The organism is Streptomyces venezuelae, from assembly GCF_008642335.1.
GTDB lineage: Bacteria > Actinomycetota > Actinomycetes > Streptomycetales > Streptomycetaceae > Streptomyces > Streptomyces venezuelae_F.
In genome coordinates this window covers 3,950,608-3,975,628 of the sequence record NZ_CP029191.1, presented here as the reverse complement: position 1 = coordinate 3,975,628, position 25,021 = coordinate 3,950,608, and the positions used below count along the sequence as shown (strand labels likewise).

The following is a 25,021-nucleotide window of genomic DNA, read 5'->3' as shown; positions in this document are numbered from 1 at the left end:
CTGCCGCCCGCTACACGGCGTTTGCCCAACTTACCCTTCGATGCGCACATTTGACGCAAGGGCGTCCAAAGTCCGTTTTTGCACCTCGCGTTCGGCGGCAGCCGCGATGAAAGCCGCCGCGCCCTCCTCCCCAACCAACGCCTGGACAGCCCGCATTGTCGAGGCGGGTAGCGCCACATACTGCGGCTCTTCTGCCGCGGGCAGCACCGCTCCCGCCTCCAAGTGCTGCCGCAGATGCTTCGTCGCGAACAGCCGCATGGCCCGCGCCAGTTCGGCGTCGACCGACTGCTGGGCCAGTGGTCGCAATTTGCGTACGAGGGAGGCCGCCTCGGCCGCGTCCGCTTCCGTCGGCGGGTGATGGTCGAGGTAGCGCGCGAAGACGTGCTCGGTCGTGAACTCCAGGAAACGAGAGGCTATGTGCTCGACCTGACCCCTCAACTCCCGCAAGTGCCCCGAAATCGCGAGCAGCGGAACGCCGGCCGCGTACAACTCCACGGCCACGGAAAGCTCTTGAGGGCTCGGTACCAGGTACTCGTCCTCGCGCCCCGGCACCGGTTCCAGGACACCCAGAGCGACCGCGTCGGCCACCGCCGCCTCGTCCGGGGTGCCGCCGAACGCCGCGTCGAGCTCGGCCCGGGTGATCCGGTCGGCCTTCTCGTCCGTCCACGGCCCGTCGACCTCGGCGACCAGGCCGAGCACCCCGCCGAGGCCGCGCCCGGCGTCCCAGGCCTCCAGGAGCTCCTTGATGGAGGCCAGGGTGTAACCGCGCTCCAGCAGGTCAGCGATCTGCCGCAGCCGTGCCAGGTGCGCGTCCCCGTACACGTTGGCCCGACCGCGGCGCTCCGGGCGGGGTAGCAGACCGCGGTCCTGATAGGCGCGGATGGTCCGGACCGTCGCACCGCTGTGGTGCGCCAGATCCTCGATGCGGTACTCCACGCTGCCCGTCCTCCGTGATGACTCGTGCCGAAGCCCCCGTGCGACCGGCCTAGCCGGTGGCCGTCCGGCCGATCGCGCCCGCCGCCACCCGCGCCGCGGGCGACTGGGCCAGATACTCGACCGCTTTGCGCAACGAGCCTTCCTGCGAGGGATGGTACGACCGCCGCAGATAGCGCGGTATCGCCGCGCCGAGCTCACGCCAGGCGGGCAGCAGGCCCTTCCGGACCGCCCGGTTGTGCTCGGCCAGTGAGTACCGCACCCGGCCCGCGAGTTGAGGGTCGTGGCGGATCAGGTAGGCGGTGCCCCACACCCACAGGTACAGCATCACCGGCGCCGTGACCGTCATGCCCGCGACGCGTCGGGCATACCGGGGCAGGCCCTGCCCACCGCAGTGCTGGAACATGTCGAAGGCGACCGCGCGGTGCTCGACCTCCTCCGCGCCGTGCCAGCGCAGCAGGTCCAGCATCACCTCGTCGGACCCCGCGCGGTCGAGGCCCTCGGCGTGCAGGACCCAGTTGCCGAGGACCGCCGTGAACTGCTCGATGGCGGCGATGATCGACAGCCGGAAGCGCAGCCACTCCTGCGCCGGCACCGGAGCCCCCAGTGGCGGCCTCTCCCCGAGGAGCTTCTCGAAGAGGAAGTCGACGTACTTCGTGAAGGCCGCGGTGTCGAGGCGCTGGGCCGCCAGGTGGTCCAGCACGTGCGCGTGCTGCACGCTGTGCGTGGCCTCCTGGCCCATGAACCCCTTCACGTCGCCCCGCAGCACCGGATCGGTGATCAGCGGCAGGCCCTCCTTGAAGACCTTCACGAACCACCGCTCCCCCGCCGGGAGCAGCAGATGCAGAACGTTGATGACGTGCGTGGCGGTCGGCTCGTCCGGTATCCAGTGCAGCGGCGTCCCGTCCCAGTCGAACGAGACCCGGCGCGGCACGATCGCGTAGTGCTCCTCGGCGCCTGTGCCCGGCTCCCTCTCCGCGCTCACAACGGCGGCTCCAATCGGGCGATCGCGCGCAAGGCCTTCGGGCTGAGGCGCGACATGAAGCGGGCGCCGCGCGCCTCGGGGGTGACCGGGACCACCGCCTGGTTCTTGACGACGGCGTGCAGGATCGCGTCGGCGACCTTCTCCGGCGGGTAGTTCCGCAGGCCGTACAGCCGGGCGGACTTCTTCTGGCGGCGCTTCTCCTCCTCCGCCCCGACGCCCACGAAACGGGACGTCGACGTGATGTTGGTGTTCACGAAGCCCGGGCAGATCGCGGAGACACCGATGCCCTGGTCCGCGAGCTCCGCGCGCAGGCACTCGCTGAGCATCAGGACCGCGGCCTTCGAGGTGCTGTAGGCGGGAAGGCTCTTGGACGGCTGGTACGCCGCGGCCGACGCGGTGTTCACGATGTGGCCGCCCTGCCCGCGCTCGGCCATCTGCTTGCCGAAGAGCCGACAGCCGTGGATCACGCCCCACAGGTTGACGTCGAGGACCTTCTTCCAGTCGTCGCCCGTCGTGTCGAGGAAGGAGCCGGCGAGGCCGATGCCCGCGTTGTTCACCAGGACGTCCACCACGCCGTACTCCGCGGCGACCCGGGCCGCGAGCTTCTCCATGGCCTGCTCGTCGGAGACGTCGACCGCCTCGCCCCAGGCGTCCGGGGCGCCTATCAGGCGGGACATCTCCGCCGTGCGGGCCGCGCTCTCCGCGTCCCGGTCGACGGCCACCACGCGCGCACCCGCCTCGGCGAACGCGAAGGCGGTGGCCCGTCCGATGCCGCTGCCCGCCCCGGTGACCAGGACGAGCTGGCCGCCGAACCGGTCGGCGTGCTTGCCGGTGGCCGAACTCACCTTGGAGGGCAAGCCGTCCTCGTTGGCCGTCACGAACTCACCGATCCACGCCGCCAGCCGGTCGGGCCTGGTGCGCGGCACCCAGTGCTTGGCCGGCAGGGTGCGCCGGACGAGCTGCGGGGCCCACAACTCCAGCTCGTCGTAGAGCCGCTCGGACAGGAAGATGTCCCCGGAGGGCGTGATGAGCTGCACGGGCGCGTGCGCGTACGCATCGGTGCGCGGCCTGCGCAGGCGTGCGCGGACGTTGTCCCGGTAGAGCCAGGCGCCGTGTGCGGCGTCCTGGGGCAGCGACGCCGTCGGGTAGTCGCCCGCGGGGACCTTCTCCATGCGTTGCAGGATCTTCGGCCACTGCTTGCCGAGCGGGCCGCGCCAGGCGAGCTCGGGCAGGACCGGGGTGTGCAGCATGTACACGTACCAGGACTTGGCGCCCTGGCCGAGGAGTTGGCCCACCTTGCGTGGGGTCGGCCGCGATACGCGCTTCTTGATCCAGTGGCCGAAGTGGTCGAGCGACGGTCCCGACATCGACGTGAAGGACGCGATGCGGCCCTCGGTCCGCTTGACCGTGACGAACTCCCAGGACTGCACCGAGCCCCAGTCGTGCCCGACCACGTGCACCGGCCTGTCCGGGCTGACCGCGTCGATGACCGCCACGAAGTCGTCGGTCAGCTTCTCCAGGGTGAAGCCGCCGCGGAGCGGCCGCGGAGCCGTCGACCTGCCGTGTCCCCGGACGTCGTACAGCACGACGTGGAAGTGGTCGGCCAGGCGCTCGGCGACCTCGGACCAGACCTCCTTGGAGTCCGGATAGCCGTGCACAAGGAGGACCGTGGGCCGCTCCGGGTCGCCGAGCTCGGCGACGCACAGCTCCACGCCCCCCGTCCGCACCCAGCGCTCACGCGCGTCCCGCAGCCCCCTGCCAGTGCCCCCGCCCGGGCTCTTGCCGGTGCCCTCGGTGATGTCTCCGGTCGTCATGCGGCGGCCCTCTCCTCAGCCCAGCGCCGCACATGCGGCAGGTCGTCGTCCAGCCAGAACGCGCTCTGCTCGGGGTCCTTGGAGTCGGTGACGACCAGGATCTCCTCGAACTTGGCGCCCGTACCCCTGAATCCGAGGTGCGGTTCGACCGCCCAGAGCCCCTGACGGGGCGGGTGGTCGGAGAATTTGTACGGGGACCACAGCGGCGACCAGCCGTCCCGGTGCCCGTGCAGGGCGTCGCTCGCCAGGCCCTTCAGCGACTGCGTGCCGAACCCGAACAGGTGCGGGGTGAGCCGGCGCTCCTTGACCCGGTCGACCTTGTGCGCGATGACGCCGAACGGATACGCCCGATGCCGGTTCGCGTACCCCTGGCGGACCATGAGGCGGTCCACGTCCTCGTAGATCTCCCGCAGCGGGCGGCGCTCGCGGACCTCGCGCAGGATCAGCTCGCGGTGCGCCTCCAGGTCGGCGAGGAGCTTGTCGTGCACCGGGTTGAGGCCGAGACAGCCGGAGTAGCCGATGTCCGCCGTGAATCCCTTGTACACCGGGGCCATGTCGAGGATGAACGGCATCCCCGGCTCCAGCCTGCGGTTGGTGGGGAAGAACTGCAGCGGGACACGGAAGTTCACGAACGCCGTGCGGTCGCCGAACCAGGCGAACGGCAGATGGAACCAGTCCCGCACGCCCCGCTCGCGCAACCACTCGCGCTGCATCCGCGCCGCCTCGCGCTCCGTCACGCCCGGCTTGAGTTGTGCCGCGACCGCCTCCGCGCATGCGTACGCCAGAGTCTGAACCTCTCTGAACCCCCGCAGTTCCGCGGAGAGTTCGCCTGCCACTGCTGAGGTCATGCCACCGTCCGTCCCGAGTCCGGTCTTCCCGTGTCCGGTCCATCGCCGTACGCGGTCGTAACTTGACACTGATGAATGTGACAATGCCCGGCGGCTACGTCAATAGTTCTGTCCAACCCTGCGGGGAAGGTCCGGAAGAACCCCCAGGGGTCGACTTCAGGACGACCCTTACGGGCCCGTAATACTCCAGAGTGAGGGCGGGCCAAGCCCATGGTCTGACGACCCGATGTGGTGTGCGCCACTACGGTCGAACCGTGACTGTGATCGCGACCGAAAGCCTGAGCAAGCGGTTCCCGAGGGTGACCGCGCTTGACCGGCTCTCCATGGATATCGGGCCCGGTGTGACCGGACTCGTCGGAGCCAATGGAGCCGGCAAGTCCACACTGATCAAGATCCTGCTGGGTCTGTCCCCCGCCACGGAGGGCCGCGCCGCCGTGCTGGGACTCGACGTCGCCACCCGCGGCGGCGAGATCCGCGAGCGCGTCGGATACATGCCGGAACACGACTGCCTGCCCCCCGACGTCTCGGCCACCGAGTTCGTCGTCCACATGGCACGCATGTCCGGCCTCCCGCCCACGGCCGCCCGCGAACGCACCGCGGACACCCTGCGCCACGTCGGGCTCTACGAAGAGCGGTACCGCCCCATGGGCGGCTACTCGACCGGCATGAAGCAGCGCGTGAAGCTCGCTCAGGCGCTCGTCCACGACCCCCAGCTGGTCTTCCTCGACGAGCCGACGAACGGCCTCGACCCGGTCGGACGCGACGAGATGCTCGGCCTGATCCGCCGCGTCCACACCGACTTCGGCATCTCGGTCCTCGTCACCTCGCACCTCCTCGGCGAGCTGGAACGCACCTGCGACCACGTCGTCGTCATCGACGGCGGCAAGCTCCTGCGGTCCAGCTCCACCACCGACTTCACCCAGACCACGACGACGCTCGCCGTCGAGGTCACGGACAACGACGAACACGCCGACGGCACCCAAGCGCTGCGCGACGCGCTGCGGACGCGCGGCATCGACACGGAGACCGGCGGTGAACTGCCCGGTGCCGGGCACACGATCCTGCTCACCGCGGAGGGCGAGGAGACGTACGACATCGTGCGCGACCTCGTCGCCGACCTCGGCCTCGGCCTGGTCCGCATGGAACAGCGCAGGCACCACATCGCGGAGGTCTTCAAGGACGAGCCGCAACAGGAGCCCGTGACCGAGCGCGCGGCCGCCTGGGCCGCCACCGCCGCCGCACAGGAGGCCGCTTCCGCACAGCAGGCCGCCACCGCCGCCGCACCGCACAAGGAGGGAGGGGCGCGATGAGCACCGAGTCCACCCAGATCCACAACATCGGCTACCGGAACTACGACGGCCCCCGCCTCGGCCGCGCCTACGCCCGCCGCTCGCTCTTCTCGCAGAGCCTGCGCGGCGCGTACGGACTCGGGCGCTCCGCCAAGTCCAAGGTCCTGCCGATGATCCTCTTCGCGGTGATGTGCCTGCCCGCGGCGATCATGGTGGCCGTCGCCGTGGCCACCAAGGCCGACGACCTCCCCGTGGACTACACGCGCTACGCCATCGTCATGCAGGCCGTCATCAGCCTCTTCCTGGCCGCCCAGGCCCCCCAGACCGTGTCGCGCGACCTGCGCTTCAAGACCGTCCCGCTCTACTTCTCACGGCCCATCGAGCGCGGTGACTACGTCCTGGCGAAGTTCGCCGCGATGACCTCCGCCCTCTTCGTCCTCACGGCCGCCCCGCTCCTCGTGCTCTACGCAGGGGCGCTTCTCGCCAAGCTCGACTTCGTCGACCAGAGCAAGGGGTTCGCCCAGGGACTGGTCTCCGTGGCGCTGCTCTCCCTGCTCTTCTCCGGCATCGCCCTCGTCATCTCGGCGATCACCCCCCGCCGCGGCTTCGGCATCGCCGCCGTCATCGCCGTCCTGACCATCACCTACGGAGCGGTGTCCACGGTCCAGTCCATCGCGTTCGCGCAGGACAGCAGCGCCGACGCCATCAGCTGGCTCGGGCTCTTCTCGCCGATCACGCTCATCGACGGCGTCCAGACCGCGTTCCTCGGCGCGACCTCCGCCTTCCCCGGAGGGGAAGGCCCCTCGTCCGGCGTGGGCGTCGTCTACGTAGTCGTCGTCCTCGGCCTCATCGCGGGCTGCTACGGCGCGATGATGCGCCGCTACCGAAAGGTCGGGCTGTGAGCACGATCAATATTGACCATGCCTCCCGCTGGTTCGGGAACGTGGTGGCCGTCAACGACATCACCATGAACATCGGCCCCGGCGTCACGGGCCTCCTCGGCCCGAACGGCGCGGGCAAATCAACCCTCATCAACATGATGGGCGGCTTCCTCGCCCCCTCCACCGGCAGCGTCACCCTCGACGACAAGCCGATCTGGCGGAACGAACAGATCTACAAGGACATCGGCATCGTCCCCGAGCGGGAGGCCATGTACGACTTCCTCACGGGCCGCGAGTTCGTCGTCGCCAACGCCGAGTTGCACGGACTCGACGAACGGGCCGCCAAGAAGGCACTGGCCACGGTCGAGATGGAGTACGCGCAGGACCGGAAGATCTCCACGTACTCCAAGGGCATGCGCCAGCGCGTGAAGATGGCGTCCGCCCTGGTCCACGACCCGGCGGTGCTGCTGCTCGACGAGCCCTTCAACGGCATGGACCCGCGTCAGCGCATGCAGCTGATGGAGCTCCTGCGGACCATGGGGGACCAGGGCCGCACGGTCCTCTTCTCCTCGCACATCCTCGAAGAGGTCGAGCAACTGGCCTCGCACATCGAGGTGATCGTCGCCGGGCGCCACGCGGCCAGCGGTGACTTCCGCCGCATCCGCCGGCTCATGACCGACCGGCCCCACCGCTACCTGATCCGCTCCAGCGACGACCGCGCCCTGGCCGCCGCGCTGATCGCCGACCCCTCCACGGCCGGCATCGAAGTCGACCTCAAGGAGGGCGCCCTGCGCATCCAGGCGGTCGATTTCGCGCGGTTCACCACGCTGCTGCCCCGGGTCGCCCGGGAGCACGGCATCCGGCTCCTGACGGTCTCGCCCTCGGACGAGTCCCTCGAGTCGGTCTTCTCCTACCTCGTCGCGGCCTGAAGGGAGCCCTCATGTACGACCCCACTGTCGCCCGGCTCACCTACCGGGCCCTGCTCGGCCGCCGCCGGGCACTCATCCTCTTCGCCCTGCCCGTCCTGCTGATCGCCATCTCCGCGGCGGTACGCGGCTTCAGCGGCGCCGACGACCAAGTGGCCGTCGACGTCCTCGGCGGCTTCGCGCTCGCCACGATGGTGCCGATCATCGGCGTCATCGCGGGCACGGGCGCGATCGGCCCGGAGATCGACGACGGCTCGGTCGTCTACCTGCTCTCCAAGCCCATCAAGCGGCCCGCGATCATCTTCACCAAGCTGATCGTCGCCATCGCCGTGACCATGGCGTTCTCCGCGATCCCCACGTTCATCGCGGGGATGATCCTCAACGGCAACGGCCAGCAGATCGCCGTCGCCTACACGATCGCGGCCCTCGTCGCCTCCATCACGTACGCCGCGATCTTCCTGCTCCTCGGCACGGTCACCCGGCACGCCGTGGTCTTCGGCCTCGTCTACGCCCTGGTGTGGGAGGCCCTCTTCGGCTCGCTGGTCTCCGGAGCGCGCACCCTCAGCGTCCAGCAGTGGTCCCTCGCCGTGGCCGAGAAGGTCGGCAAGGGTGATCTGATCACCTCGGACGTCGGCCTGACGACGGGGACGATCCTGCTGCTCGCGGTCACGGCGGCCGCCACGTGGTACGCGGGCCAGAAGCTCCGCTCGCTGACGCTGGCGGGCGAGGAGTAGTCGCTTTTTATTCGGTGGCGGTGAAGTCCGGCCGCAGGCACAGTAGTTGGTGCCACCGCGTCAGGAACATCTGACGCTCACCTTCTGGGAGAGGAGCCGACGCGACCGCCACCACGGTCCGTCGAGTTCCCGGCAGGGCAGCCGTGAGAGGCTCCGGAGCGGTTATCCGCTCCGTCGAGTCCGCGCACGGGGGAGCTGCCCGGGGCGGCCGCTTCGAGCGCGCAGAATCCGCATCGCTGCGCGGGCCGCCCCCCCAGAGGGGGCCGAAACCTCCCCCGAAAGGGGCCAAGGCCTCAGCCCAGCAACCGCTCCAGCACCACCGCGATGCCGTCCGCCTCGTTCGACGTCGTCACCTCGTCGGCGACCGCCTTGAGCTCCTCGTGGGCGTTGGCCATGGCCACGCCGTGCGCCGCCCAGGCGAACATCGGGATGTCGTTCGGCATGTCGCCGAACGCGATCGTGTCCACGGCCTTCGCGCCCAGGCGCCGCGCCGCCAGCGAGAGGCCCGTCGCCTTGGAGAGGCCGAGCGGCAGGAGTTCGACTATGCCCTCGCCCGCCATGGTCACGCCGACCAGATCGCCCGCGACCTGGCGTGCCACGTCGGTGAGCGCGTCGTCGCCGAGACCGGGGTGCTGGATGTACAGCTTGTTCAGCGGCGCCGCCCACAGGTCGGCGATGTCCGTGAACGGGGTCGCGGGGAGCGGGCCCTCCTGGACCGCGTACCCCGGGCCGACCAGGACCTCGCCGTCGATGCCGTCACGGCTCGCCGCGAGCGCCAGCGGGCCGATCTCCGCCTCGATCTTGGCGAGCGCCAGACCGGCCAGCTGCCGGTCGAGCGTCACCGAGGTGAGCAGCCGGTGCTCCCCCGCGTGGTAGACCTGCGCGCCCTGGCCGCAGACCGCGATGCCGTCGTAGCCGAGGTCGTCGAGGATGTGGCGGGTCCAGGGCACCGCGCGGCCGGTGACGACGATGTGCGCCGCGCCCGCCGCGGTGGCCGCGGTGAGCGCGTGGCGCGTCCGTTCCGACACCGTGTCGTCGGGGCGCAGCAGCGTCCCGTCGAGGTCGGTCGCGACCAGCTTGTACGGGAAGGAGGGCGTGACCGGAGCTGGATGGCTCACTTGGCGATGGGCTCCAAAATCTCTCGGCCCCCGAGGTACGGACGCAGGACCTCGGGCACCACCACGGAGCCGTCGGCCTGCTGGTGATTCTCCAGGATGGCCACGATCGTCCGCGGGACGGCGCACAGCGTGCCGTTCAGCGTCGCGAGGGGCTGCACCTTCTTGCCGTCGCGCATGCGCACCGACAGGCGGCGGGCCTGGAAGCTGTCGCAGTTCGAGGCCGAGGTCAGCTCGCGGTACTTGCCCTGGGTGGGGATCCACGCCTCGCAGTCGTACTTGCGCGAGGCCGAGGCACCGAGGTCACCCGTCGCCACGTCGATCACCTGGAAGGGCAGGCCGAGGCCGGTCAGCCACTGCTTCTCCCACTCCAGGAGGCGCTTGTGCTCGTTCTCCGCGTCCTCCGGGTCGACGTACGAGAACATCTCGACCTTGTCGAACTGGTGGACGCGGAAGATGCCGCGGGTGTCCTTGCCGTACGTGCCGGCTTCGCGCCGGTAGCAGGGCGAGAAGCCCGCGTACCGCAGCGGGAGCTTGCCCGCCTCGATGATCTCGTCCATGTGGTACGCCGCGAGGGGGACCTCGGAGGTGCCGACCAGGTAGTAGTCGTCCTTCTCCAGGTGGTACACGTTCTCCGCGGCCTGGCCGAGGAAGCCCGTGCCCTCCATCGCGCGGGGGCGGACCAGCGACGGCGTCAGCATCGGGATGAACCCGGCCTCCGTCGCCTGGGCGATCGCCGCGTTGACAAGGGCCAGCTCCAGGAGGGCGCCGACGCCCGTCAGGTAGTAGAAGCGCGAGCCGGAGACCTTCGCGCCGCGCTCGACGTCGATGGCGCCGAGGGCCTCGCCGAGCTCCAGGTGGTCCTTGGGCTCGAAGCCCTCGGCGGCGAAGTCGCGCGGGGTGCCGATGGTGTCGAGGACGACGAAGTCCTCCTCGCCGCCGACCGGGACGTCCGGGTGGACGAGGTTGCCGAGCTGCTGCAGGAGGCGCTTGGTCTCGTCGTCGGCCTCGTCCTGCGCGGCGTCCGCGGCCTTGACGGCGGCGGAGAGCTCGCCCGCCTTCTTCAGGAGCTCCTGCTTCTCCTCGGGCGCGGCCTTGGGGATGAGCTTGCCGAGCGCCTTCTGTTCGGCGCGGAGCTCGTCGAAGCGGAGGCCGGACGACCTGCGCCGCTCGTCGGCGGAGAGCAGGGCGTCGACGAGCGCGACGTCCTCTCCACGGGCGCGCTGGGAGGCGCGAACACGGTCGGGGTCCTCACGGAGCAGGCGAAGGTCAATCACCCCTCAAGGCTACCGTCGCCCGGTTCCGGCCCACGACTCCATATTCCGTTGCGTACGGTATGCCCGATTTGCCGGAATGTGAATTCCCGGTCAATAAAAAGGGGCGGCATTCCCCGAAACGGGGCAGAGGGTGCGCACCGCTTGACCGGAACCCCTTGCGGGGAGCGGGACTTGGCGCGCTTGTCCACCGCCGTTGTCCACAGGAACCAGGGCGTCCGGACGGTTATCCACAGGGTGTGCGAAAGATCTGTGGATGTTGGAACATCCCATTCCGTCAGCTGTTCATGCGCCCGGGGAATGCCTTCCCAAACCACCCGCACACCCACTTTCGAGTGGAAATACCTCGCTCCAAAGAGTTGATCAATGGAAAAGAGTGGACGAGGGGTGACGTGCGGGACTGTGGACGCCCTTGGGTGCTCCAGGGCGATTTGTCGACCATGTCATGCTTCGTTGTCGACTTGTCCCCAGGTCGAGACGCAAGCCTGTGGATAACTTCTGTGGATAACGTAAATCTGCAGGTAGGACCGCAGTACGAGCGACGGGACCGGCTAGAAACGGCCGTCCTGGCAGCGCGTCAGCCAGTCCGACGCCGCCATGAACTCGGGGTCCGTCGTACCGGGCCGCGGCGGCTTGACGTCCTCCGTGGCCACCCCCGCCCGCGGATACGACCCGAGGAAGCGCACCTGCGGACAGATCCGCTTGAGCCCCATCAGGGCCTCGCCGACCCGGCGGTCCGTGATGTGCCCCTCGGCGTCCACGGAGAAGCAGTAATTGCCGATCCCCTGACCCGTGGGCCGCGACTCGATCCGCATCAGGTTGACGCCGCGAACCGCGAATTCCTGAAGCAGTTCGAGCAGGGCACCCGGGTGGTCGTCACCCAGCCAGATCACGACGGAGGTCTTGTCGGCACCCGTCGGCGCGGCGGGCCGGGCCGGACGGCCGACCAGCACGAAGCGGGTCTCGGCGTTTGCCGCGTCGTGGATCTCGCTGACCAGCGCCTCCAGGCCGTACGTGGCCGCCGCGAACTCACCCGCGAAGGCCGCGTCGAACCGGCCCTCCTGGACCAGCCGGGCGCCGTCCGCGTTCGACGCCGCCGACTCCCACACGGCGTCCGGCAGATGCGCGGCCAGCCAGTTGCGGACCTGCGGCTGCGCCACCGGGTGACCCGTCACCGTCTTGATGTCCTTGAGCTTCGTGCCGGGCCGCACGAGCAGCGCGAAGGCGATCGGCAGGACGACCTCGCGGTAGATCATCAAGGGCGCACCCTTGGCGAGCTCGTCGACGGTGGTCGTGACGCCGCCCTCGACCGAGTTCTCGATCGGCACCAGCGCGGCCGCCGCCTCACCGCTGCGGACCGCGTCCAGCGCGGCGGGGACGGAGACCATCGGGACGAGCTCCCGGGTGGCCGCCTCGGGCAGCGTACGGAGAGCCGCCTCGGTGAAGGTGCCCTCGGGGCCCAGGTACGTATAGCGCGTCGCCGACATACCGTCACCCTAATGCGCCGCGCGTGGCGTGGCTCACGCGTCTCAGCCAGCGGCCCGGGTCACCCCTCCAGCAGCCGCTGCCCCACGTACTCGCCCTTCTTCGCCCCGCCCGGCACCGCGAAGAGCCCGCTCGCCTCGTGCCGGATGAACTCCGAAAGGGCGTCCCCCCGGTCGAGCTTGCGCTGCACCGGGACGAAGCCGCGCATCGGGTCCGCCTGCCAGCAGACGAAGAGCAGCCCCGCGTCCGGCTCGCCCTTGTCGTCGAAGCCGTCGTGGTACGAGAACGGGCGGCGCAGCATCGCGGCGCCCCCGTTCTGGTCGGGACGGGTGATGCGGGCGTGCGCGTTGGCCGCGATGACGACCTTGCCGTCCGGGCCGGTCTTGTCGAGCTTCGGCTCGGTGGTCTCCGTGCCGCCGGTCAGGGGCGAGCCGTCCGACTTGTGCCGCCCGATCACCGCTTCCTGCGCCTTCGTGCCGAGCTCCTCCCAGTCGTCGAGGAGCATCCGGATACGGCGTACGACGGCGTAGGAACCGCCCGCCATCCATGAAGGGTCACCGTTCGAGGGCACGAAGATCCGCTCGTCGAAGTCCTTGTCCGAAGGCTTCGGGTTGTTCGTGCCGTCGACCTGGCCCATCAGGTTGCGGGTCGTCATCGGCCGTGCGGTGGCGCCCGGCGAACGGTTGAAGCCGTTCATCTGCCACCGCACCCGCGCCGTCCCCGACGCCTCCCTCTGGATCGCGCGCAGGGCGTGGAACGCGACGAGCGGATCGTTCGCACCGATCTGCACCCACAGGTCGCCGTTGCTGCGTGCCTTGTCGAGGTGGTCGGAGGAGAAGTCGGGCAGCGGGTCGAGCGCGGCCGGGCGCTGCTTTTCCAGACCCGTGCGGGAGAAGAAGGAGGCGCCGAATCCGAAGGTGACGGACAGCGAGGACGGGCCCGCGTCCCGGGCGACCGCCGTGTCCCGGCCGTCGGCGGGCTCGCCCGCCATCAGCCGCTCGGCCGTGGCCGACCAGCGGCGCAACAGGGCCGCCGCCTCCTTGCGGCCCGCCCCCGCCGCCAGGTCGAAGGCGATCAGATGGCCGCGGGACTGCAAGGGCGTGGTGATGCCGGGCTGATGTTTCCCGTGAAACATCACCTGTCCGGAGCCGAGGGAGGCCAGCTCCGAACCGGCGGCGGCCGCGGCGTCCGCAGCGTCCGAGGGGGCCGCCGCGTACCCGATGGCGCCGCCCGCCGCGCCGAGCGCGAGGCCCGTCGCGCCGGCGGTGCCGATCAGCCGCCGCCTGGAAATCCCGTTGTCCGCCATGGTGGTTGTTCCGTTCAGCCGATCTGCGCGTTCTTCTTCACGGTGATCTGGTCGATGTCGGAGGTCCGCACCGTCACCGCGATCTTCCATGTGCCTGCCATCGGGACCTGCACGCCGTTCGCACTCCAGTGTCCGGTGGCGATGTGGTCCGGGGCGATGGGCAGCGGGCCGACGTCCTTGGCCTCGTTGGTGAGGGAGACCTTCACCTCGGGGACGTCGAAGGCGCTGCCGTTGGGCCGCTTCACGTACAGGTGCATGGTGTTGCTGCCGGTGCGGCCGGGGTCGAGGTCCAGCTGCACGGTGCCCTTGCCGTCGGTGCCGCCCGTGTCGAACGGGACCTTGAGCTGGAGGGGGCCCGAGCGCTGCGCGGCCGCCGCGGACGTGGCCTTGGCGGCCTCCTCCTCGGTGCGGCCCGGCTCGGTCGTCGTGAGGAACGTCGTCACGCCCAGCAGGACGACGGCGATGCCCGCCTCGGCGAGCACGGAGCGGCGCAGCCCGGAGCGGTACGGATCGGCGTCGCGGATGCGCTTCTCGCGGGCGCTGTCCATGGCGGCCTGCTGGCGCGCCAGCTGGGCGGAGCGCTCGGGATCGTCGTCGCCGCCCTGCCCGGAGGCCGGCACGGTGACCGGCTTGGGGGCGGGCTTCGCGGCCGCCTTCTTCTGGGGCTTCTTCGACGTCTGCCGGGACGCCTGATGCGCCGTCTGCTTCATGCGCTGCTCGACGACCACGGCGGCCGCGGCTTCCGGAGCGAGACCGCTCGCCTCGGCGGCGATCCGCCCGGTCCACCGCCGCGACACGGAGGCGACGCCCACCAGGACGACGACCAGTCCGATCTTGACGAGGAGCAGCTGCCCGTACGAGGTGCCGGTCAGCGCCGACCACGAGCCGACCTGCCGCCACGCCTGGTAGGTGCCGGTGGCGGCGAGCACGACGACGCTGGTGAACGCCACGGTCGAGAACCGCTGTACCGCCGAGGCGTCCACCGCGGTCGTGCGGAACAGCGCGACGAGCAGCGACGCGAGGCCGCCGAGCCAGGCGGCGACGGCCAGCAGGTGCAGCACGTCGACGGGCATCGCGATGCCCGCCTGGATGCCGGTCGAGGCGTGCTCGGCCATGGCCCACGTCGCCGCGATGCCGAGGGCGACGACGGTGCCGCCGATGGCGAGCCCGAAGGTGAGGTCCTTCTTCTCCTTGGGATCCTCGCGCTTCTCGTACGCGCCGAAGAGCACCGCGATGAACAGCGCGGCGGCGGCGAGCAGCAGCAGCCGGGAGACGAGGGCCGCGCCGGTCTTGGTGTTCAGGACGTCGCCGAGTTTGCCCATGTCGAAGGCGTCCCCGAGCTTCCCGGAGCTCGTGTAGGGGGCGCGCAGGAGCAGCAGCGCGAGGGTGGCGGCGGTGAGCGTGACCCAGCCGCCCGTCACGAGCCGCTGCACGGGCCGCACGCTCGCGCCCCGCGGCCAGCAGCCGAGGACGAACGCGGCACCGCCGACGAGCAGGATGAACCCGGCGTACGACAGGTAGCGCGCGGCGTCGTAGAGCGCGCCGACGAGGCCGCCGCCCGCCTCCTGGTCGGGCAGCGCGACCTTCGTGTCGGAGGGCGCGCCGATGGAGAACGTGTAGGCGCCGGCGACCGGGTGGCTGTCGGCGGAGACGACTTGGTAGGCGACGGTGAAGGTGCCGTCGGGCAGGCCCGGACGGAGCCGCACGCCGTACGTGTTGGAGCCCAGGTCCGTCGTCTTGTTCGTGTCGACCCGCTTGCCGGACGGGTCGAGCACCCGCACGGAACCGTCCGACATGGCGACCTTCTCGGAGAAGGTGAGCTTGACCTGGTCGGGAGCCCGGTCGACCACCGCTCCCTGCTTCGGGTCGCTGCCGGTCAGCGCGGCGTGCGCGGACGTGGGCGCGGCACCGGCGAGGAAGAGCCCGGTCGTGGCGAGGAGCACCAGAAGAAGCTGCCAAAGACGCGGGATCCTGCAGCGGGAAGCGATGGTCTGCATCAGCGGTCCGTCCCTCAGTGCGACTTGTGCGACGTGTGCGAGGCGTTGCTGTCGTGCTGCCCGGGGTTGTACGTCGCTTCCTTGACCGGAACCTCGACCGTGATCGGGTCCGACTTCTGGAAGTGCAGCGTCAGGGCGACCTTCTCGCCCTTCTTCGGCTTGTGCGCGAGCTTCTCGAACATGACGTGGTTGCCGCCGCTCGTGAAGGAGAGCTCACCGTTCGCGGGCACGTCGAAGGATTTCTCCTCCTTCATCGTGCCGCCCTTGGTGCTGTGCAGCGTGACGGATCCCGCGCTGTCGCTGGTGGCGGAGGTGAGCTTGTCGGCGGCGCCCTTGTTCGTCAGCGTGAAGAAGCCCGCCGCCATGTCGGCCATGGTGGGCTCGGGGACGTAGGCCCCGCTGACCTTGATGTCGGGCTTCTTCACGGTGTTCCCGGAGCCGGAGTCCGAGTCGTCGTCGCAGCCGGCGAGGGCGAGGACGGCGGTCAGGGCCAGGGCCCCGGCGGTGAGTGCGCGGTGCTTGGTGGTGCGGTGGTTCACGGGGTCTGTCCCTTGAGGAGCTTGGGGAGGTCCTTGGTGTAGTCGCCGGCGGTGGCGTCCTCTCCGTAGAGGACGTATCCCGCGTCGTTCTTCGGCGAGAACGCGAGGACCTGCGTGCCGTGCATCGAGACGATCTTGCCGTTCTTGTCCTTCTTGGACGGCTCGATGCTGATGGCGAGCTGGCGTGCGCCGGCCTGGATGGTGGCGAAGTCGCCCGTCAGACCGACGAAGTCGGCGTCCACGCCCTTGAGCCACTTGCCGAGCTCGGCGGGGGTGTCGCGCTCGGGGTCGGTGGTGACGAAGACGACCTTGAGCTTGTCCTGGTCGGCCTTGGGCAGCGCCTTCTTGGCGACCGCGATGTTGTTCATCGTCAGCGGGCAGACGTCGGGGCAGTGCGTGTAGCCGAAGTAGATCAGCGTCGGCTTGCCCTTCGTCTCCTCGCGCAGGTCGTACTTCTTGCCGTGCGTGTCGGTGAGGACGAGGTTCGGCTTCTTGTACGGCTTGTCCAGGACCGTGGCGGCCTTGCCGGAGTCGGTCTCCGCGGAGACCTCGGCGACCGGCTTCTTGTCGTCACCGCCGCCGCAGGCGGTCAGGGTGAGGGCGGCCACGGCCAGCAGGGCAGCGGCGGCGAGCTTCTTGTTCGTGCTCTTGGTGCGCATACGAAAATGTCCCAGATGTGAGGGGGCCGGGGCGCGCCGGGGCGGCTGTACGCCGCCTCGGCGCACCCCGAAGGGGGCTCAGCCTGCGGCTCAGCTCGTGGCGCGGCGACGGCCCGCGAGCACGCCGAACGCGACGCCCGCGACACCGATGACGATGCCGACGATGCCGAGCACGCGCGCGGTGGTGTCACTGCTGTCGGAGGAGTCCGACGACGCGTTCTCCGACTTGCCGCCCTTGTCGTCCGCCTTGGCGGTGTCGGCGGGGGCGCCGTGCTCGTCGGAAGCGGCGGTCAGCGCGAGGGCGGGCGCCGGGTGCTCCGGCTCCTCCTGGCCCTTCTGCTGCGGCTCGATCCAGCGGACGACGTCCTTGTTGTCGTACGTCTGGACGGCCTTGAAGACGAGTTCGTCGGCGTCCTCGGGGAGCTGACCCATGGAGACCGGGAACTTCTGGAAGGTGCCCGGCTGGATGCCCTTGCCGTCGGCGGTCCAGGTGACCTTGGAGACGGCCTCGTCGATCTTCTCGCCGTGGATCTCCAGCGGCTTGTCGAGCTTGGCCTTGGTGACCTTCACGGTCCAGCCGGGGACGGGCGTCGTCATGACGGAGGCGAGCGGGTGCTCGCTCGGGAAGGAGACCTCGACCTTGTTGGTCGACGCGTCGTCCTGCTCGTTCGGGACCTTGAAGTTGACCGTGGCGTAACCGCCCTTGGCGGCCTGGCCCTCCGGCGAGACGCTGACGTGCGCGAACGCGGGCGCCGAGAGCACGAGAACGGCGGAGGCGGCGACGGTGCCTGCGGCGGCGATACGGGACATCTTCATGACAGGAACACTCCACTTTCGTCAGTGGTGACCGGGCAGGGGGCGCGCAGGGCGCCGTGCCGGGTACGGGATGCGTGGTACGGGGTACGGGGTACGGGGGTGCGTGCGGCCGCGTAGGCACGCGCGCGTGCGCGCCGAGCGACCCCTCCGTACTGCGCTGTGGAGTGTGTCGCTTCAGGCGGCGAGTTCGACGTCGCGGGGGCCGGCCGGCGGGCCGCGCCTGATCACCGCGTCCTCGAGCGCGACCGTGCGCGGCTTCGCGGGGACGAGCAGCGCGGTGCGGGGAGCCCGCGGCCCGGTCGTCTCGGGCGCGCCGGGCAGACCTGCCCGCAGGGCGCGTACGAGAGTGAGCGCCGAGCGCAGGGAACGTACGAGCGCCCCTTCGGCCACCCCGTGCGCCCCGTCGGCGAGCCGGACGAGGCGGAGCAGCGCGAGATCGCCGCGCCGGAGCAGCCACCCCGCGGCGAGGGCCGCGAGGACGTGCGCGATGAGCATCGGCAGGGACGGCACGAGCCCCATGCCGCTCATCGACCCCATGCCCGCGCCGCCCTGCGTACCGGACGTCATCGAGTCCAGCGCCGAGTCGGCGGCAGCGGCGGCGGAACCGCCGTGCCGGTGTCCCGCGGAACCACCGGCCGCTCCGGAACCACCCGTTCCGCCGGGGCCGAGCCCCGCGGTGGTGAGGATCCGGTGGGCCTGCGCCGGCGTGATCGTCGCGGCGCCCGCCCCGCAGACCAGGCGCGCGGCCCGCTCCACCAGGGAGGCGTCACCGCCCGCGGCGGACGTCGCCGCCGTGCCGTGCTGGCCGAGCCCGAACAGCGCGTGCAGACCCAGCTGTCCGGCCGCGAGCAGCGCCGCGATGCCCGGCAGCGAGCGGGCCCGCCCGGCGAGCGGCAGCGCGACCGCGAAGACGGCGAGGAGACCCGCGCCCAGCGTCCACAGCGGGACGGCGGCGCAGGAAGCGAGCACATGGCCCCCGGCGGACAGCGCGACGCAGACCGCGGCGAACGTCGCGGCCCTCAGCAGCCGGAAGTCGGCTCCGTCGCGCGGCTGGCGCTGGTGGGGGGCAGTCATGGCCGGGCCATCATCGCACTGGGCACTCCCCGTGCACACGGCAGGTCCGGAAGGTCCTGTTCCAGGTGATAGGTGGGGCATCGACGGGGAACAGACGGGGCATGTCAGGCCGTCCGCGTCCCGGCGTCCTACACCGAGTGGCGGGTGGCGCGCGTCCGCCGTATGGGCGGCATCACGTCCATCGCGCGCTTATTCGGGTGCGCGGGCGGCAATACGTATCGGTATGTCGAGCCGCAGCCAGGAGGCTGGAGCATGAGCATGTGGTGGTCTCTCCATTTGCGGCGCGAAGCCGCGAGCGTCCCGCTCGCCCGCCGTCTGCTGATCGGCACGATGGAGACCGCGGGCGTGGACCCGGACGTCTCCTACGACTTGTCGGTGGCCCTCAGCGAGGCGTGTGCGAACGCCGTCGAGCACGGGGGCGCGAGCGCCCCCGGGAGCACGCCGGGCGGATACCGGGTCACGGCCTACCTGGACGGCGAGAAGTGCCGCATCGAGGTCACCGACTCCGGCCCCGGCTTTCCCGGTACGTCCCGCCCGGCGCCCCGGCCCGTCGCCTCGGAGACCGACGAGCACGGCCGCGGCCTCGGTCTGATCGAGGAGCTCGCCGACCACGTCCACCTCGGCAACAAGCCGGGCAGGGGCGGCGGTGCGGTGATCAGCTTCGACAAGATCCTCAAGTGGCGCGAGGACGCGCCGCTGATGATGCCGTTGCTGACGGCGTAGGCGTTGGTCACGCTTCTCAGGCCGGCGGCAGCGTCCGCAGCAGCGCCTCAAGGGCCGCCCCGTACGTGTGTTCCGTCGGTGTCGAGTAGCCGACGACGAGTCCGTCCTCGGCGGGCATCGTCGCCCGCGGGTGGCGGAACGCCGCGAGTCCGTCCAGGGCGATGCCCTGCCAGGCCGCCGCCTTGACCGCGGACGCCTCCGTCCCGGGCGGCAGCCGCAGGACCGCGTGCAGGCCCGCCGCGATGCCGGTGGCCGTGATGTGCGGGGATCGCTCGGCGAGAGCCGTGACGAGCCGGTCGCGGCGGTGCCGGTAGCGCTGCCGCATCCGCCGGATGTGCCGGTCGTACTGCCCGGAGGCGATGAACTCGGCGAGCGTGAGCTGGTCGAGGACGCTCGCCCACGCCTCCCGCTCCCCCTTGGCCGCGAGGACGCCCTCCACGAGGTGCTCGGGCAGGACCATCCAGCCGATGCGCACCGCGGGGGACAGGCTCTTGCTGACCGAGCCGAGGTAGACGACGCGTTCGGGGTCCAGGCCCTGCACGGCGCCGACCGGCTCGCGGTCGTAGCGGAACTCCCCGTCGTAGTCGTCCTCAAGGATGAGACCGCCACTGCTACGCGCCCAGTCGACGACCGCCGCGCGCCGGGTGGGGTGCAGCGGGCCCCCGGTCGGGAACTGGTGGGTGGGCGTGAGGAGGACACCACGCACGCGTGGAGCCTGCTTTACGTTCGAATCCGCCGCTTTCCCGGCCGTCGGCTCCGCTGCCCGCCCGGTCAACTCCGCCACGCGCGTGCCCTGTTCGTCCAGACCCAACGGGACCGTACGTACGCCCGAGTCCTCCAGGATCTCGCGGTGGAACCCGAGCCCGTACGACTCCACGGCGAACGATCCGCGCAGCACACCGCCGCCCGCCCCGCGCGCGCCCGCGAAGAGCAGCCGCAGCGCGTGTGCGAACCCCGAGCAGACGACGATGCGTTCGGGGTCGGCGCGCACGCCGCGTGCCCGCGTCAGATAGTCGGCGAGCGCCCCGCGCAGCTCGACGCGGCCCCGCGGGTCACCGGGGCCGAAGGCGTCGTTGGGCGCGCCGTTCAGGGCCCGACGGGCGGCCGCCAGCCAGGCGGTGCGGGGGAAGGACGAGGCGTCCGGCTGCCCCTGGCGCAGGTTGTACGCGGGTGCCTCGGGGCGCGTGGGGGCGGGCTTCGGCCGCCGCGGGCGCTTGGGCGGCTCCGCCCGCTCCGCCACGCGCGTCCCCGACCCCTGCCGCGCCGTCAGCCAACCCTCCGCGACCAGCTCGGCGTAGGCGTCGGCGACCGTGTTGCGCGCCAGGCCGAGGTCGGCGGCGAGCGAACGGTAGGGCGGCAGACGCGTGCCGGGGGCGAGCCTGCCCTCGCGCACGGCATCCCGCAGCGCCCGGATGAGAACGGCCCGGCGGCTGCCGGGACCTGACAGATCGACATGCAGGTCACTGCCGATGCGCTCCGCCAAATTGACCCATGATTCCGGCATGGAAATGCACCCTACTGGAGGTCTTTCACGCGCCTAGATTCATGGTCATGACGAACGACACGACGCACGGCACGAGCCCCCGCCTCAACTTCGCCAAGGCCGCCCCCAAGGCCTTCAAGGCCCTCATCGGCTTCGACGCAGCCGCCCGCGACGGTCTCGACCCGGCCCTCGTGGAGCTCATCCAGATCCGCGCCTCGCTCCTCAACGGCTGCGCGTACTGCCTCCACATGCACACCTCCGACGCCCGCAAGGCGGGTGAGGACGAGGCGCGGCTGCACATGGTCGGCGTGTGGCGCGAGGCCCGCACCTTCTTCACGGAGAAGGAGCAGGCCGCCCTCGCCCTGACCGAATCGGTCACCCTTGTGGCGCAGGGCGGCGTCCCGGACGATGTCTACGTAGAGGCCACTCGGCACTTCGACGAGTCCGAACTCGCCCGGGTCCTCGCCCTGATCTTCACGATCAACACCTGGAACCGCATCGCCCTGAGCACCGCGAAGGTCGCGGGCGAGGACGAAAGGGTCTCCCACTGAGGCCCACTGAAGCCCACTGAAGCCCACTGAAAAGGCCGGCCCCCCAGAGGGGACCGGCCTTCCGTCGTACGACAGGGGGGACTCAGCCCTTGAGCTGCGCCATCCACGCCTCGACGTCGTCGGACGTACGCGGCAGCGCGGCCGACAGGTTCTTGTTGCCGTCGGCCGTCACGAGGATGTCGTCCTCGATCCGGACGCCGATACCGCGGTACTCCTCCGGCACGGTGAGGTCGTCCGCCTGGAAGTACAGGCCGGGCTCGACCGTCAGGCACATGCCGGGCTCCAGCGTGCCGTCCACGTACGTCTCGGTGCGCGCGACGGCGCAGTCGTGGACGTCCATGCCGAGCATGTGACCGGTGCCGTGCAGCGTCCAGCGGCGCTGCAGACCCAGCTCCAGGACGCGCTCGACGGGGCCCTCGACGATGCCCCACTCGACCAGCTTCTCGGCGAGCACGCGCTGCGACGCGTCGTGGAAGTCGCGGAACTTGGCGCCCGGCTTCACCGCCGCGATGCCGGCCTCCTGCGCCTCGTACACGGCGTCGTAGATCTTTTTCTGCAACTCGTCGAAGCGGCCGTTGATCGGCAGCGTGCGGGTGACGTCCGCGGTGTAGTACGAGTGCGTCTCCACGCCGGCGTCGAGCAGGAGCAGCTCGCCGGAGCGGACGGCGCCGTCGTTGCGCACCCAGTGCAGGGTGGTGGCGTGCGGGCCCGCGGCGCAGATCGAGCCGTAGCCGATGTCGTTGCCCTCGACGCGGGCGCGCAGGAAGAACGTTCCCTCGATGTAGCGCTCGCTGGTCGCCTCGGCCTTGTCGAGGACCTTCACGACGTCCTCGAAGCCGCGGACGGTGGAGTCGACGGCCTTCTGGAGCTCGCCGACCTCGAAGTCGTCCTTGACCAGGCGGGCCTCGGAGAGGAAGACCCGCAGCTCCTCGTCGCGCTCGGCGGTGACCTTGTCGGTCAGGGCCGCCTCGATGCCGGCGTCGTAGCCGCGCACGACACGGACGGGGCCGGTGGCCTCGCGCAGCTTGTCGGTCAGCTCGCGCACGTCGGACGCGGGGATGCCGTACAGCTTCTCCGCCTCGGTGAGGGAGTGGCGGCGGCCGACCCAGAGCTCGCCCTGGCCGTCCAGCCAGAACTCGCCGTTCTCGCGGTTGGAGCGCGGCAGCAGGTAGATCGTGGCCTTGTGCCCGTCGGAGACCGGCTCCATGACGAGGACGCCGTCCTCGGTCTGGTTGCCGGTGAGGTAGGCGTACTCGACGGAGGCGCGGAAGGCGTACTCGGTGTCGTTCGAGCGGGTCTTCAGGTTCCCCGCGGGGATCACCAGACGCTCGCCCGGGAAGCGCGCGGAGAGCGCGGCGCGGCGGGCGGCGGTGTTCTCGGCCTGCGCGACGGGCTGCAGGTCGTGCAGCTCGGTGTCGGCCCAGCCGGACTTCATGCTCTCGGCGAGCTCATCGGAAACGCCCGGGTACAGGCCGTTCTTGCGCTGCTTGATCGGCTCTTCTTCGGTCTCTTCCGGGGTCGCCGGGTTGAGCGCCTCCGACACGATCTGCCTCCTATGTACGACACTGGGCCACCCTCCATCGTACGGGCGTACGGAAGGGGTCCCAGGGCCGGAAGGCCACTTACACAGCGTGCCCGGAGCCTCACCCGGAAGCCCTCCACGCGCGCGTGGACACGCCTCACTCGAAGCGCGCCGCCAGGAGCACGACGTCCTCGTCGCTGTCCGCGGCGTCGAGCCCGTCCGGCAGGACGGTGTGCAGCACGTGGTCGGCGATCGCCCCGGGGTCGTCCCTGATGCCCTTGGGGACGCTCGCCGCCGCCGCGTGCAGCCGCGCGAAGGCCCGGTCCATCGGGTCGCCGGTGCGGTGCAGGAGGCCGTCGGTGTAGAGAAGCACCGTTTCTCCGGGCTCCGGAGCGATCTCCACACTCGGCGCCTCCCAGCAGGCGAGCATGCCGAGCGGTGCGGACAGGGACGTCTCCACGTACTCCGTGCGCCGCTCCCCGATGATCAGCGGCGGGCTGTGCCCGGCACCGGCGAGGACGATCTTGCGCCGGGCCGGTTCGCAGTACGCGAAGAGCGCCGTCGCCGACCGCGCGGGCTCGGTCAGCCGCAGCAGCAGCTCCAGGTCGGAGAGGACGGCCACGGGGTCCTCGCCCTCCATCACCGCGTACGCCCGCAGGGAGGCGCGCAGACGCCCCATCGCGGCCACGGCGCTGGGACCCGACCCGGTGACGGAGCCGACCGCGAGGCCGAGCGCCGCGTCGGGCAGCGGCAGCGCGTCGTGCCAGTCGCCGCCGCCGCGCGGCCCGGTGCGGTGCCGGGCGGCGAGCTGCACCCCGGCGACCCGCGGCGGCCGCGAGGGCATGAGCTCCTCGCGGAGGGTGGCCTCGGTGGTGCGGGCGCGGTCCAGGACGAGCAACTGCGCCACGTGCTCGGATGCCTGGCGTGCGTAGAGCCCCACGAGGTGGCGTCGGCGTTCGTCCGGCTCCGCGGGTTCGTCGTACAGCCAGACGGCGGCGCCGATCCGGCCCGCCGTCTCGGTGGCCAGGGGCAGTGCGTAGCTCGCGGCGTAGCCGAGGACGGCGGCGACCTCGCGGTGACGGGGGTCGAGGCTCTCGTCGGCGAGGAGGTCGGGCTGCGCGATCTCGTCCGGCACGGTGCCGGGTCTGCCGTCGCCGGCGTCCAGGAGCCTGCCGTACGAGGTGGCGCGGCGCGGCACCGTCTCGATGTGCCCGAGGTCGGCGCGGCCGAGGCCCAGGCCGATCGTGGTCTCGGGGCCGAGCCCGTCGGCCGGTTCGATGACGGCGAGGCCGCGCCGGGCGCCCACGAGGGCCGCCCCGGCGCGCAGCAGTTCGCGCAGCGCCTCGTCGAGGGTGGCCGTGCGGGCGAGCCGCTCGGTGAGTTCGTGCAACGTGGTGAGGTCGGAGACCCAGCCCGCGAGCCGGTCCTGGATCACCGCGCCGGGTGCGCCGGCGACGGGAGTGCCCGCCGCGCGTGCCGCTGCGGGTGTGGTCTGCGCGGTGGGCGCGACAGTGTGTGCCGGTGGCGGAACTGTGGAATCGATTCCGGCCACTTTCGGAAGGTGCGGGGCGTTCATGGCTGACGGCTTTCCGGCCGGTGCGTAATGCTCAAAAGCATCGCAAACCCCCATGTCACTATGCGCCGCTAGCAATGCCTCCAGATGTACACGCACTGGTGAGGGGATGTCCAGCATTGTCCTGCCGGGATTCATGGTGTTCGGGGGAATTCCGTGAATCCTAAAAGATCTTGAAAAGTTGGCTGAAAACAGCGCCGGGTTGGGGCATATTAGGATCGACTGACGTTGTTCGGTAAAGCGTTGCAGTGGTCGCGCTGGGTACGTACTCAGTGATGGCCAGGGGCAGTTGGGACCGATCCGGAACCTGTCGAAGGACCCGGGCGTCCTAACTCACGACGACCGTGCCCCATCCTCCCGTGGCGGAGGCGGCAAGCAATATCGCGGGACGGCAAACGCCAGGCGCCGCCACCCCACGCCACGTCAACGCTCGGTTCAGAGTGGTTCCCCATGCCGCAGGCTGGGTGCAGATGTGCCAGCTCGTACGTACAGCG

The 25,021-nt window shown here is 70.7% G+C and carries 22 protein-coding genes; 6 read left to right on the top strand and 16 right to left on the bottom strand.

Features of this window, described 5'->3' with window-relative positions; translation table 11 throughout:
• Positions 1-30 precede the first annotated feature (30 nt).
• From DEJ49_RS17890 to DEJ49_RS17875, 4 genes are read right to left on the bottom strand one after another with little or no spacing between them, the layout of a single operon-like run.
• Positions 31-936, bottom strand: a complete 906-nt coding sequence (locus tag DEJ49_RS17890) for a MerR family transcriptional regulator (RefSeq protein WP_150185050.1) — start codon at positions 934-936, stop codon at positions 31-33.
• 49 nt (positions 937-985) lie between these two features.
• On the bottom strand, positions 986-1,918 hold the full coding sequence (locus tag DEJ49_RS17885; RefSeq protein ID WP_150185049.1) for a metal-dependent hydrolase: 933 nt from the start codon (positions 1,916-1,918) through the stop codon (positions 986-988).
• Positions 1,915-3,732 carry an SDR family oxidoreductase gene (locus DEJ49_RS17880; protein WP_150185048.1) on the bottom strand — a complete coding sequence of 606 codons (1,818 nt, stop codon included), beginning with the start codon at positions 3,730-3,732 and terminating at the stop codon, positions 1,915-1,917. Before DEJ49_RS17880 ends, DEJ49_RS17885 begins: the two co-directional genes overlap by 4 nt.
• Positions 3,729-4,580 carry a M24 family metallopeptidase gene (locus DEJ49_RS17875; protein ID WP_150185047.1) on the bottom strand — a complete coding sequence of 284 codons (852 nt, stop codon included), beginning with the start codon at positions 4,578-4,580 and terminating at the stop codon, positions 3,729-3,731. Before DEJ49_RS17875 ends, DEJ49_RS17880 begins: the two co-directional genes overlap by 4 nt.
• A 260-nt stretch (positions 4,581-4,840) precedes the next feature.
• Here DEJ49_RS17875 and DEJ49_RS17870 point away from each other — a divergent pair, with 260 nt between their 5' ends.
• The 4 genes from DEJ49_RS17870 to DEJ49_RS17850 are packed head-to-tail and all read left to right on the top strand — an operon-like array spanning position 4,841 to position 8,410.
• Positions 4,841-5,890, top strand: a complete 1,050-nt coding sequence (locus tag DEJ49_RS17870) for an ABC transporter ATP-binding protein (RefSeq protein ID WP_223833194.1) — start codon at positions 4,841-4,843, stop codon at positions 5,888-5,890.
• Entirely contained in the window at positions 5,887-6,771 is an 885-nt protein-coding gene (locus DEJ49_RS17860) for an ABC transporter permease (protein ID WP_150185046.1), read from the top strand. Before DEJ49_RS17870 ends, DEJ49_RS17860 begins: the two co-directional genes overlap by 4 nt.
• Positions 6,768-7,679, top strand: coding sequence for an ABC transporter ATP-binding protein (locus DEJ49_RS17855; protein ID WP_150185045.1), 912 nt, complete (start codon positions 6,768-6,770; stop codon positions 7,677-7,679). Before DEJ49_RS17860 ends, DEJ49_RS17855 begins: the two co-directional genes overlap by 4 nt.
• An 11-nt stretch (positions 7,680-7,690) precedes the next feature.
• Complete coding sequence (locus tag DEJ49_RS17850) at positions 7,691-8,410, top strand: ABC transporter permease (protein ID WP_150185044.1); 720 nt, start codon at positions 7,691-7,693, stop codon at positions 8,408-8,410.
• A 293-nt stretch (positions 8,411-8,703) separates the two neighbouring features.
• Here the strand turns inward: DEJ49_RS17850 and DEJ49_RS17845 are convergent, their stop codons facing one another.
• The 9 genes from DEJ49_RS17845 to DEJ49_RS17805 form a co-directional block, all read right to left on the bottom strand.
• The gene (locus DEJ49_RS17845) at positions 8,704-9,528 is read right to left on the bottom strand and encodes an HAD family hydrolase (RefSeq protein ID WP_150185043.1); all 825 of its coding nucleotides are present in this window, start codon (positions 9,526-9,528) and stop codon (positions 8,704-8,706) included.
• Positions 9,525-10,802 carry a serine--tRNA ligase gene (gene serS, locus DEJ49_RS17840; protein WP_150185042.1) on the bottom strand — a complete coding sequence of 426 codons (1,278 nt, stop codon included), beginning with the start codon at positions 10,800-10,802 and terminating at the stop codon, positions 9,525-9,527. The genes DEJ49_RS17845 and serS overlap by 4 nt, the downstream gene beginning before the upstream one ends.
• A gap of 548 nt (positions 10,803-11,350) precedes the next feature.
• Positions 11,351-12,286 carry a prephenate dehydratase gene (pheA, locus tag DEJ49_RS17835; RefSeq protein WP_150185041.1) on the bottom strand — a complete coding sequence of 312 codons (936 nt, stop codon included), beginning with the start codon at positions 12,284-12,286 and terminating at the stop codon, positions 11,351-11,353.
• Between the two features lie 59 nt (positions 12,287-12,345).
• On the bottom strand, positions 12,346-13,590 hold the full coding sequence (gene efeB / locus DEJ49_RS17830; RefSeq protein WP_223832882.1) for an iron uptake transporter deferrochelatase/peroxidase subunit: 1,245 nt from the start codon (positions 13,588-13,590) through the stop codon (positions 12,346-12,348).
• A gap of 14 nt (positions 13,591-13,604) precedes the next feature.
• On the bottom strand, positions 13,605-15,587 hold the full coding sequence (locus tag DEJ49_RS17825) for a copper resistance CopC/CopD family protein (protein ID WP_150185039.1): 1,983 nt from the start codon (positions 15,585-15,587) through the stop codon (positions 13,605-13,607).
• Positions 15,588-15,601: 14 nt separating this feature from the next.
• Positions 15,602-16,126, bottom strand: a complete 525-nt coding sequence (locus DEJ49_RS17820) for a copper chaperone PCu(A)C (RefSeq protein ID WP_150185038.1) — start codon at positions 16,124-16,126, stop codon at positions 15,602-15,604.
• Positions 16,123-16,785, bottom strand: coding sequence for an SCO family protein (locus tag DEJ49_RS17815; RefSeq protein ID WP_150185037.1), 663 nt, complete (start codon positions 16,783-16,785; stop codon positions 16,123-16,125). The genes DEJ49_RS17820 and DEJ49_RS17815 overlap by 4 nt, the downstream gene beginning before the upstream one ends.
• A gap of 90 nt (positions 16,786-16,875) precedes the next feature.
• Positions 16,876-17,601, bottom strand: coding sequence for a YcnI family protein (locus DEJ49_RS17810; protein WP_150185036.1), 726 nt, complete (start codon positions 17,599-17,601; stop codon positions 16,876-16,878).
• 174 nt (positions 17,602-17,775) lie between these two features.
• Positions 17,776-18,675 carry a hypothetical protein gene (locus DEJ49_RS17805; RefSeq protein ID WP_150185035.1) on the bottom strand — a complete coding sequence of 300 codons (900 nt, stop codon included), beginning with the start codon at positions 18,673-18,675 and terminating at the stop codon, positions 17,776-17,778.
• Positions 18,676-18,927: 252 nt separating this feature from the next.
• Here DEJ49_RS17805 and DEJ49_RS17800 point away from each other — a divergent pair, with 252 nt between their 5' ends.
• Complete coding sequence (locus DEJ49_RS17800; protein WP_150185034.1) at positions 18,928-19,398, top strand: ATP-binding protein; 471 nt, start codon at positions 18,928-18,930, stop codon at positions 19,396-19,398.
• Between the two features lie 16 nt (positions 19,399-19,414).
• Here DEJ49_RS17800 and DEJ49_RS17795 read toward each other — a convergent pair whose 3' ends face one another.
• Positions 19,415-20,902: a PLP-dependent aminotransferase family protein gene (locus DEJ49_RS17795; RefSeq protein WP_150185033.1), complete on the bottom strand. Its 1,488-nt coding sequence runs from the start codon at positions 20,900-20,902 to the stop codon at positions 19,415-19,417.
• Positions 20,903-20,943: 41 nt separating this feature from the next.
• Here DEJ49_RS17795 and DEJ49_RS17790 point away from each other — a divergent pair, with 41 nt between their 5' ends.
• Entirely contained in the window at positions 20,944-21,432 is a 489-nt protein-coding gene (locus DEJ49_RS17790; RefSeq protein WP_150185032.1) for a carboxymuconolactone decarboxylase family protein, read from the top strand.
• Positions 21,433-21,514: 82 nt separating this feature from the next.
• Here the strand turns inward: DEJ49_RS17790 and DEJ49_RS17785 are convergent, their stop codons facing one another.
• Together DEJ49_RS17785 and DEJ49_RS17780 are read right to left on the bottom strand one after the other, a co-directional pair.
• Positions 21,515-22,975: an aminopeptidase P family protein gene (locus tag DEJ49_RS17785; protein WP_150185031.1), complete on the bottom strand. Its 1,461-nt coding sequence runs from the start codon at positions 22,973-22,975 to the stop codon at positions 21,515-21,517.
• 136 nt (positions 22,976-23,111) lie between these two features.
• The gene (locus DEJ49_RS17780; protein ID WP_150185030.1) at positions 23,112-24,647 is read right to left on the bottom strand and encodes a PP2C family protein-serine/threonine phosphatase; all 1,536 of its coding nucleotides are present in this window, start codon (positions 24,645-24,647) and stop codon (positions 23,112-23,114) included.
• Between the last annotated feature and the right edge of the window lie 374 nt (positions 24,648-25,021).

Excerpts from the sequence above, each read along its gene's own strand:
- DEJ49_RS17805 (WP_150185035.1), bottom strand. The coding sequence starts at position 18,675 with ATGACTGCCCCCCACCAGCGCCAGCCGCGCGACGGAGCCGACTTCCGG.
- DEJ49_RS17800 (WP_150185034.1), top strand. The coding sequence starts at position 18,928 with ATGAGCATGTGGTGGTCTCTCCATTTGCGGCGCGAAGCCGCGAGCGTC.
- DEJ49_RS17815 (WP_150185037.1), bottom strand. The coding sequence starts at position 16,785 with ATGCGCACCAAGAGCACGAACAAGAAGCTCGCCGCCGCTGCCCTGCTG.
- DEJ49_RS17810 (WP_150185036.1), bottom strand. The coding sequence starts at position 17,601 with ATGAAGATGTCCCGTATCGCCGCCGCAGGCACCGTCGCCGCCTCCGCC.
- efeB (WP_223832882.1), bottom strand. The coding sequence starts at position 13,590 with ATGGCGGACAACGGGATTTCCAGGCGGCGGCTGATCGGCACCGCCGGC.
- DEJ49_RS17825 (WP_150185039.1), bottom strand. The coding sequence starts at position 15,587 with ATGCAGACCATCGCTTCCCGCTGCAGGATCCCGCGTCTTTGGCAGCTT.
- pheA (WP_150185041.1), bottom strand. The coding sequence starts at position 12,286 with ATGTCGGCGACGCGCTATACGTACCTGGGCCCCGAGGGCACCTTCACC.
- DEJ49_RS17780 (WP_150185030.1), bottom strand. The coding sequence starts at position 24,647 with ATGCTGGACATCCCCTCACCAGTGCGTGTACATCTGGAGGCATTGCTA.
- DEJ49_RS17880 (WP_150185048.1), bottom strand. The coding sequence starts at position 3,732 with ATGACGACCGGAGACATCACCGAGGGCACCGGCAAGAGCCCGGGCGGG.
- DEJ49_RS17875 (WP_150185047.1), bottom strand. The coding sequence starts at position 4,580 with ATGACCTCAGCAGTGGCAGGCGAACTCTCCGCGGAACTGCGGGGGTTC.
- DEJ49_RS17790 (WP_150185032.1), top strand. The coding sequence starts at position 20,944 with ATGGTCATGACGAACGACACGACGCACGGCACGAGCCCCCGCCTCAAC.
- DEJ49_RS17860 (WP_150185046.1), top strand. The coding sequence starts at position 5,887 with ATGAGCACCGAGTCCACCCAGATCCACAACATCGGCTACCGGAACTAC.
- DEJ49_RS17795 (WP_150185033.1), bottom strand. The coding sequence starts at position 20,902 with ATGCCGGAATCATGGGTCAATTTGGCGGAGCGCATCGGCAGTGACCTG.
- DEJ49_RS17850 (WP_150185044.1), top strand. The coding sequence starts at position 7,691 with ATGTACGACCCCACTGTCGCCCGGCTCACCTACCGGGCCCTGCTCGGC.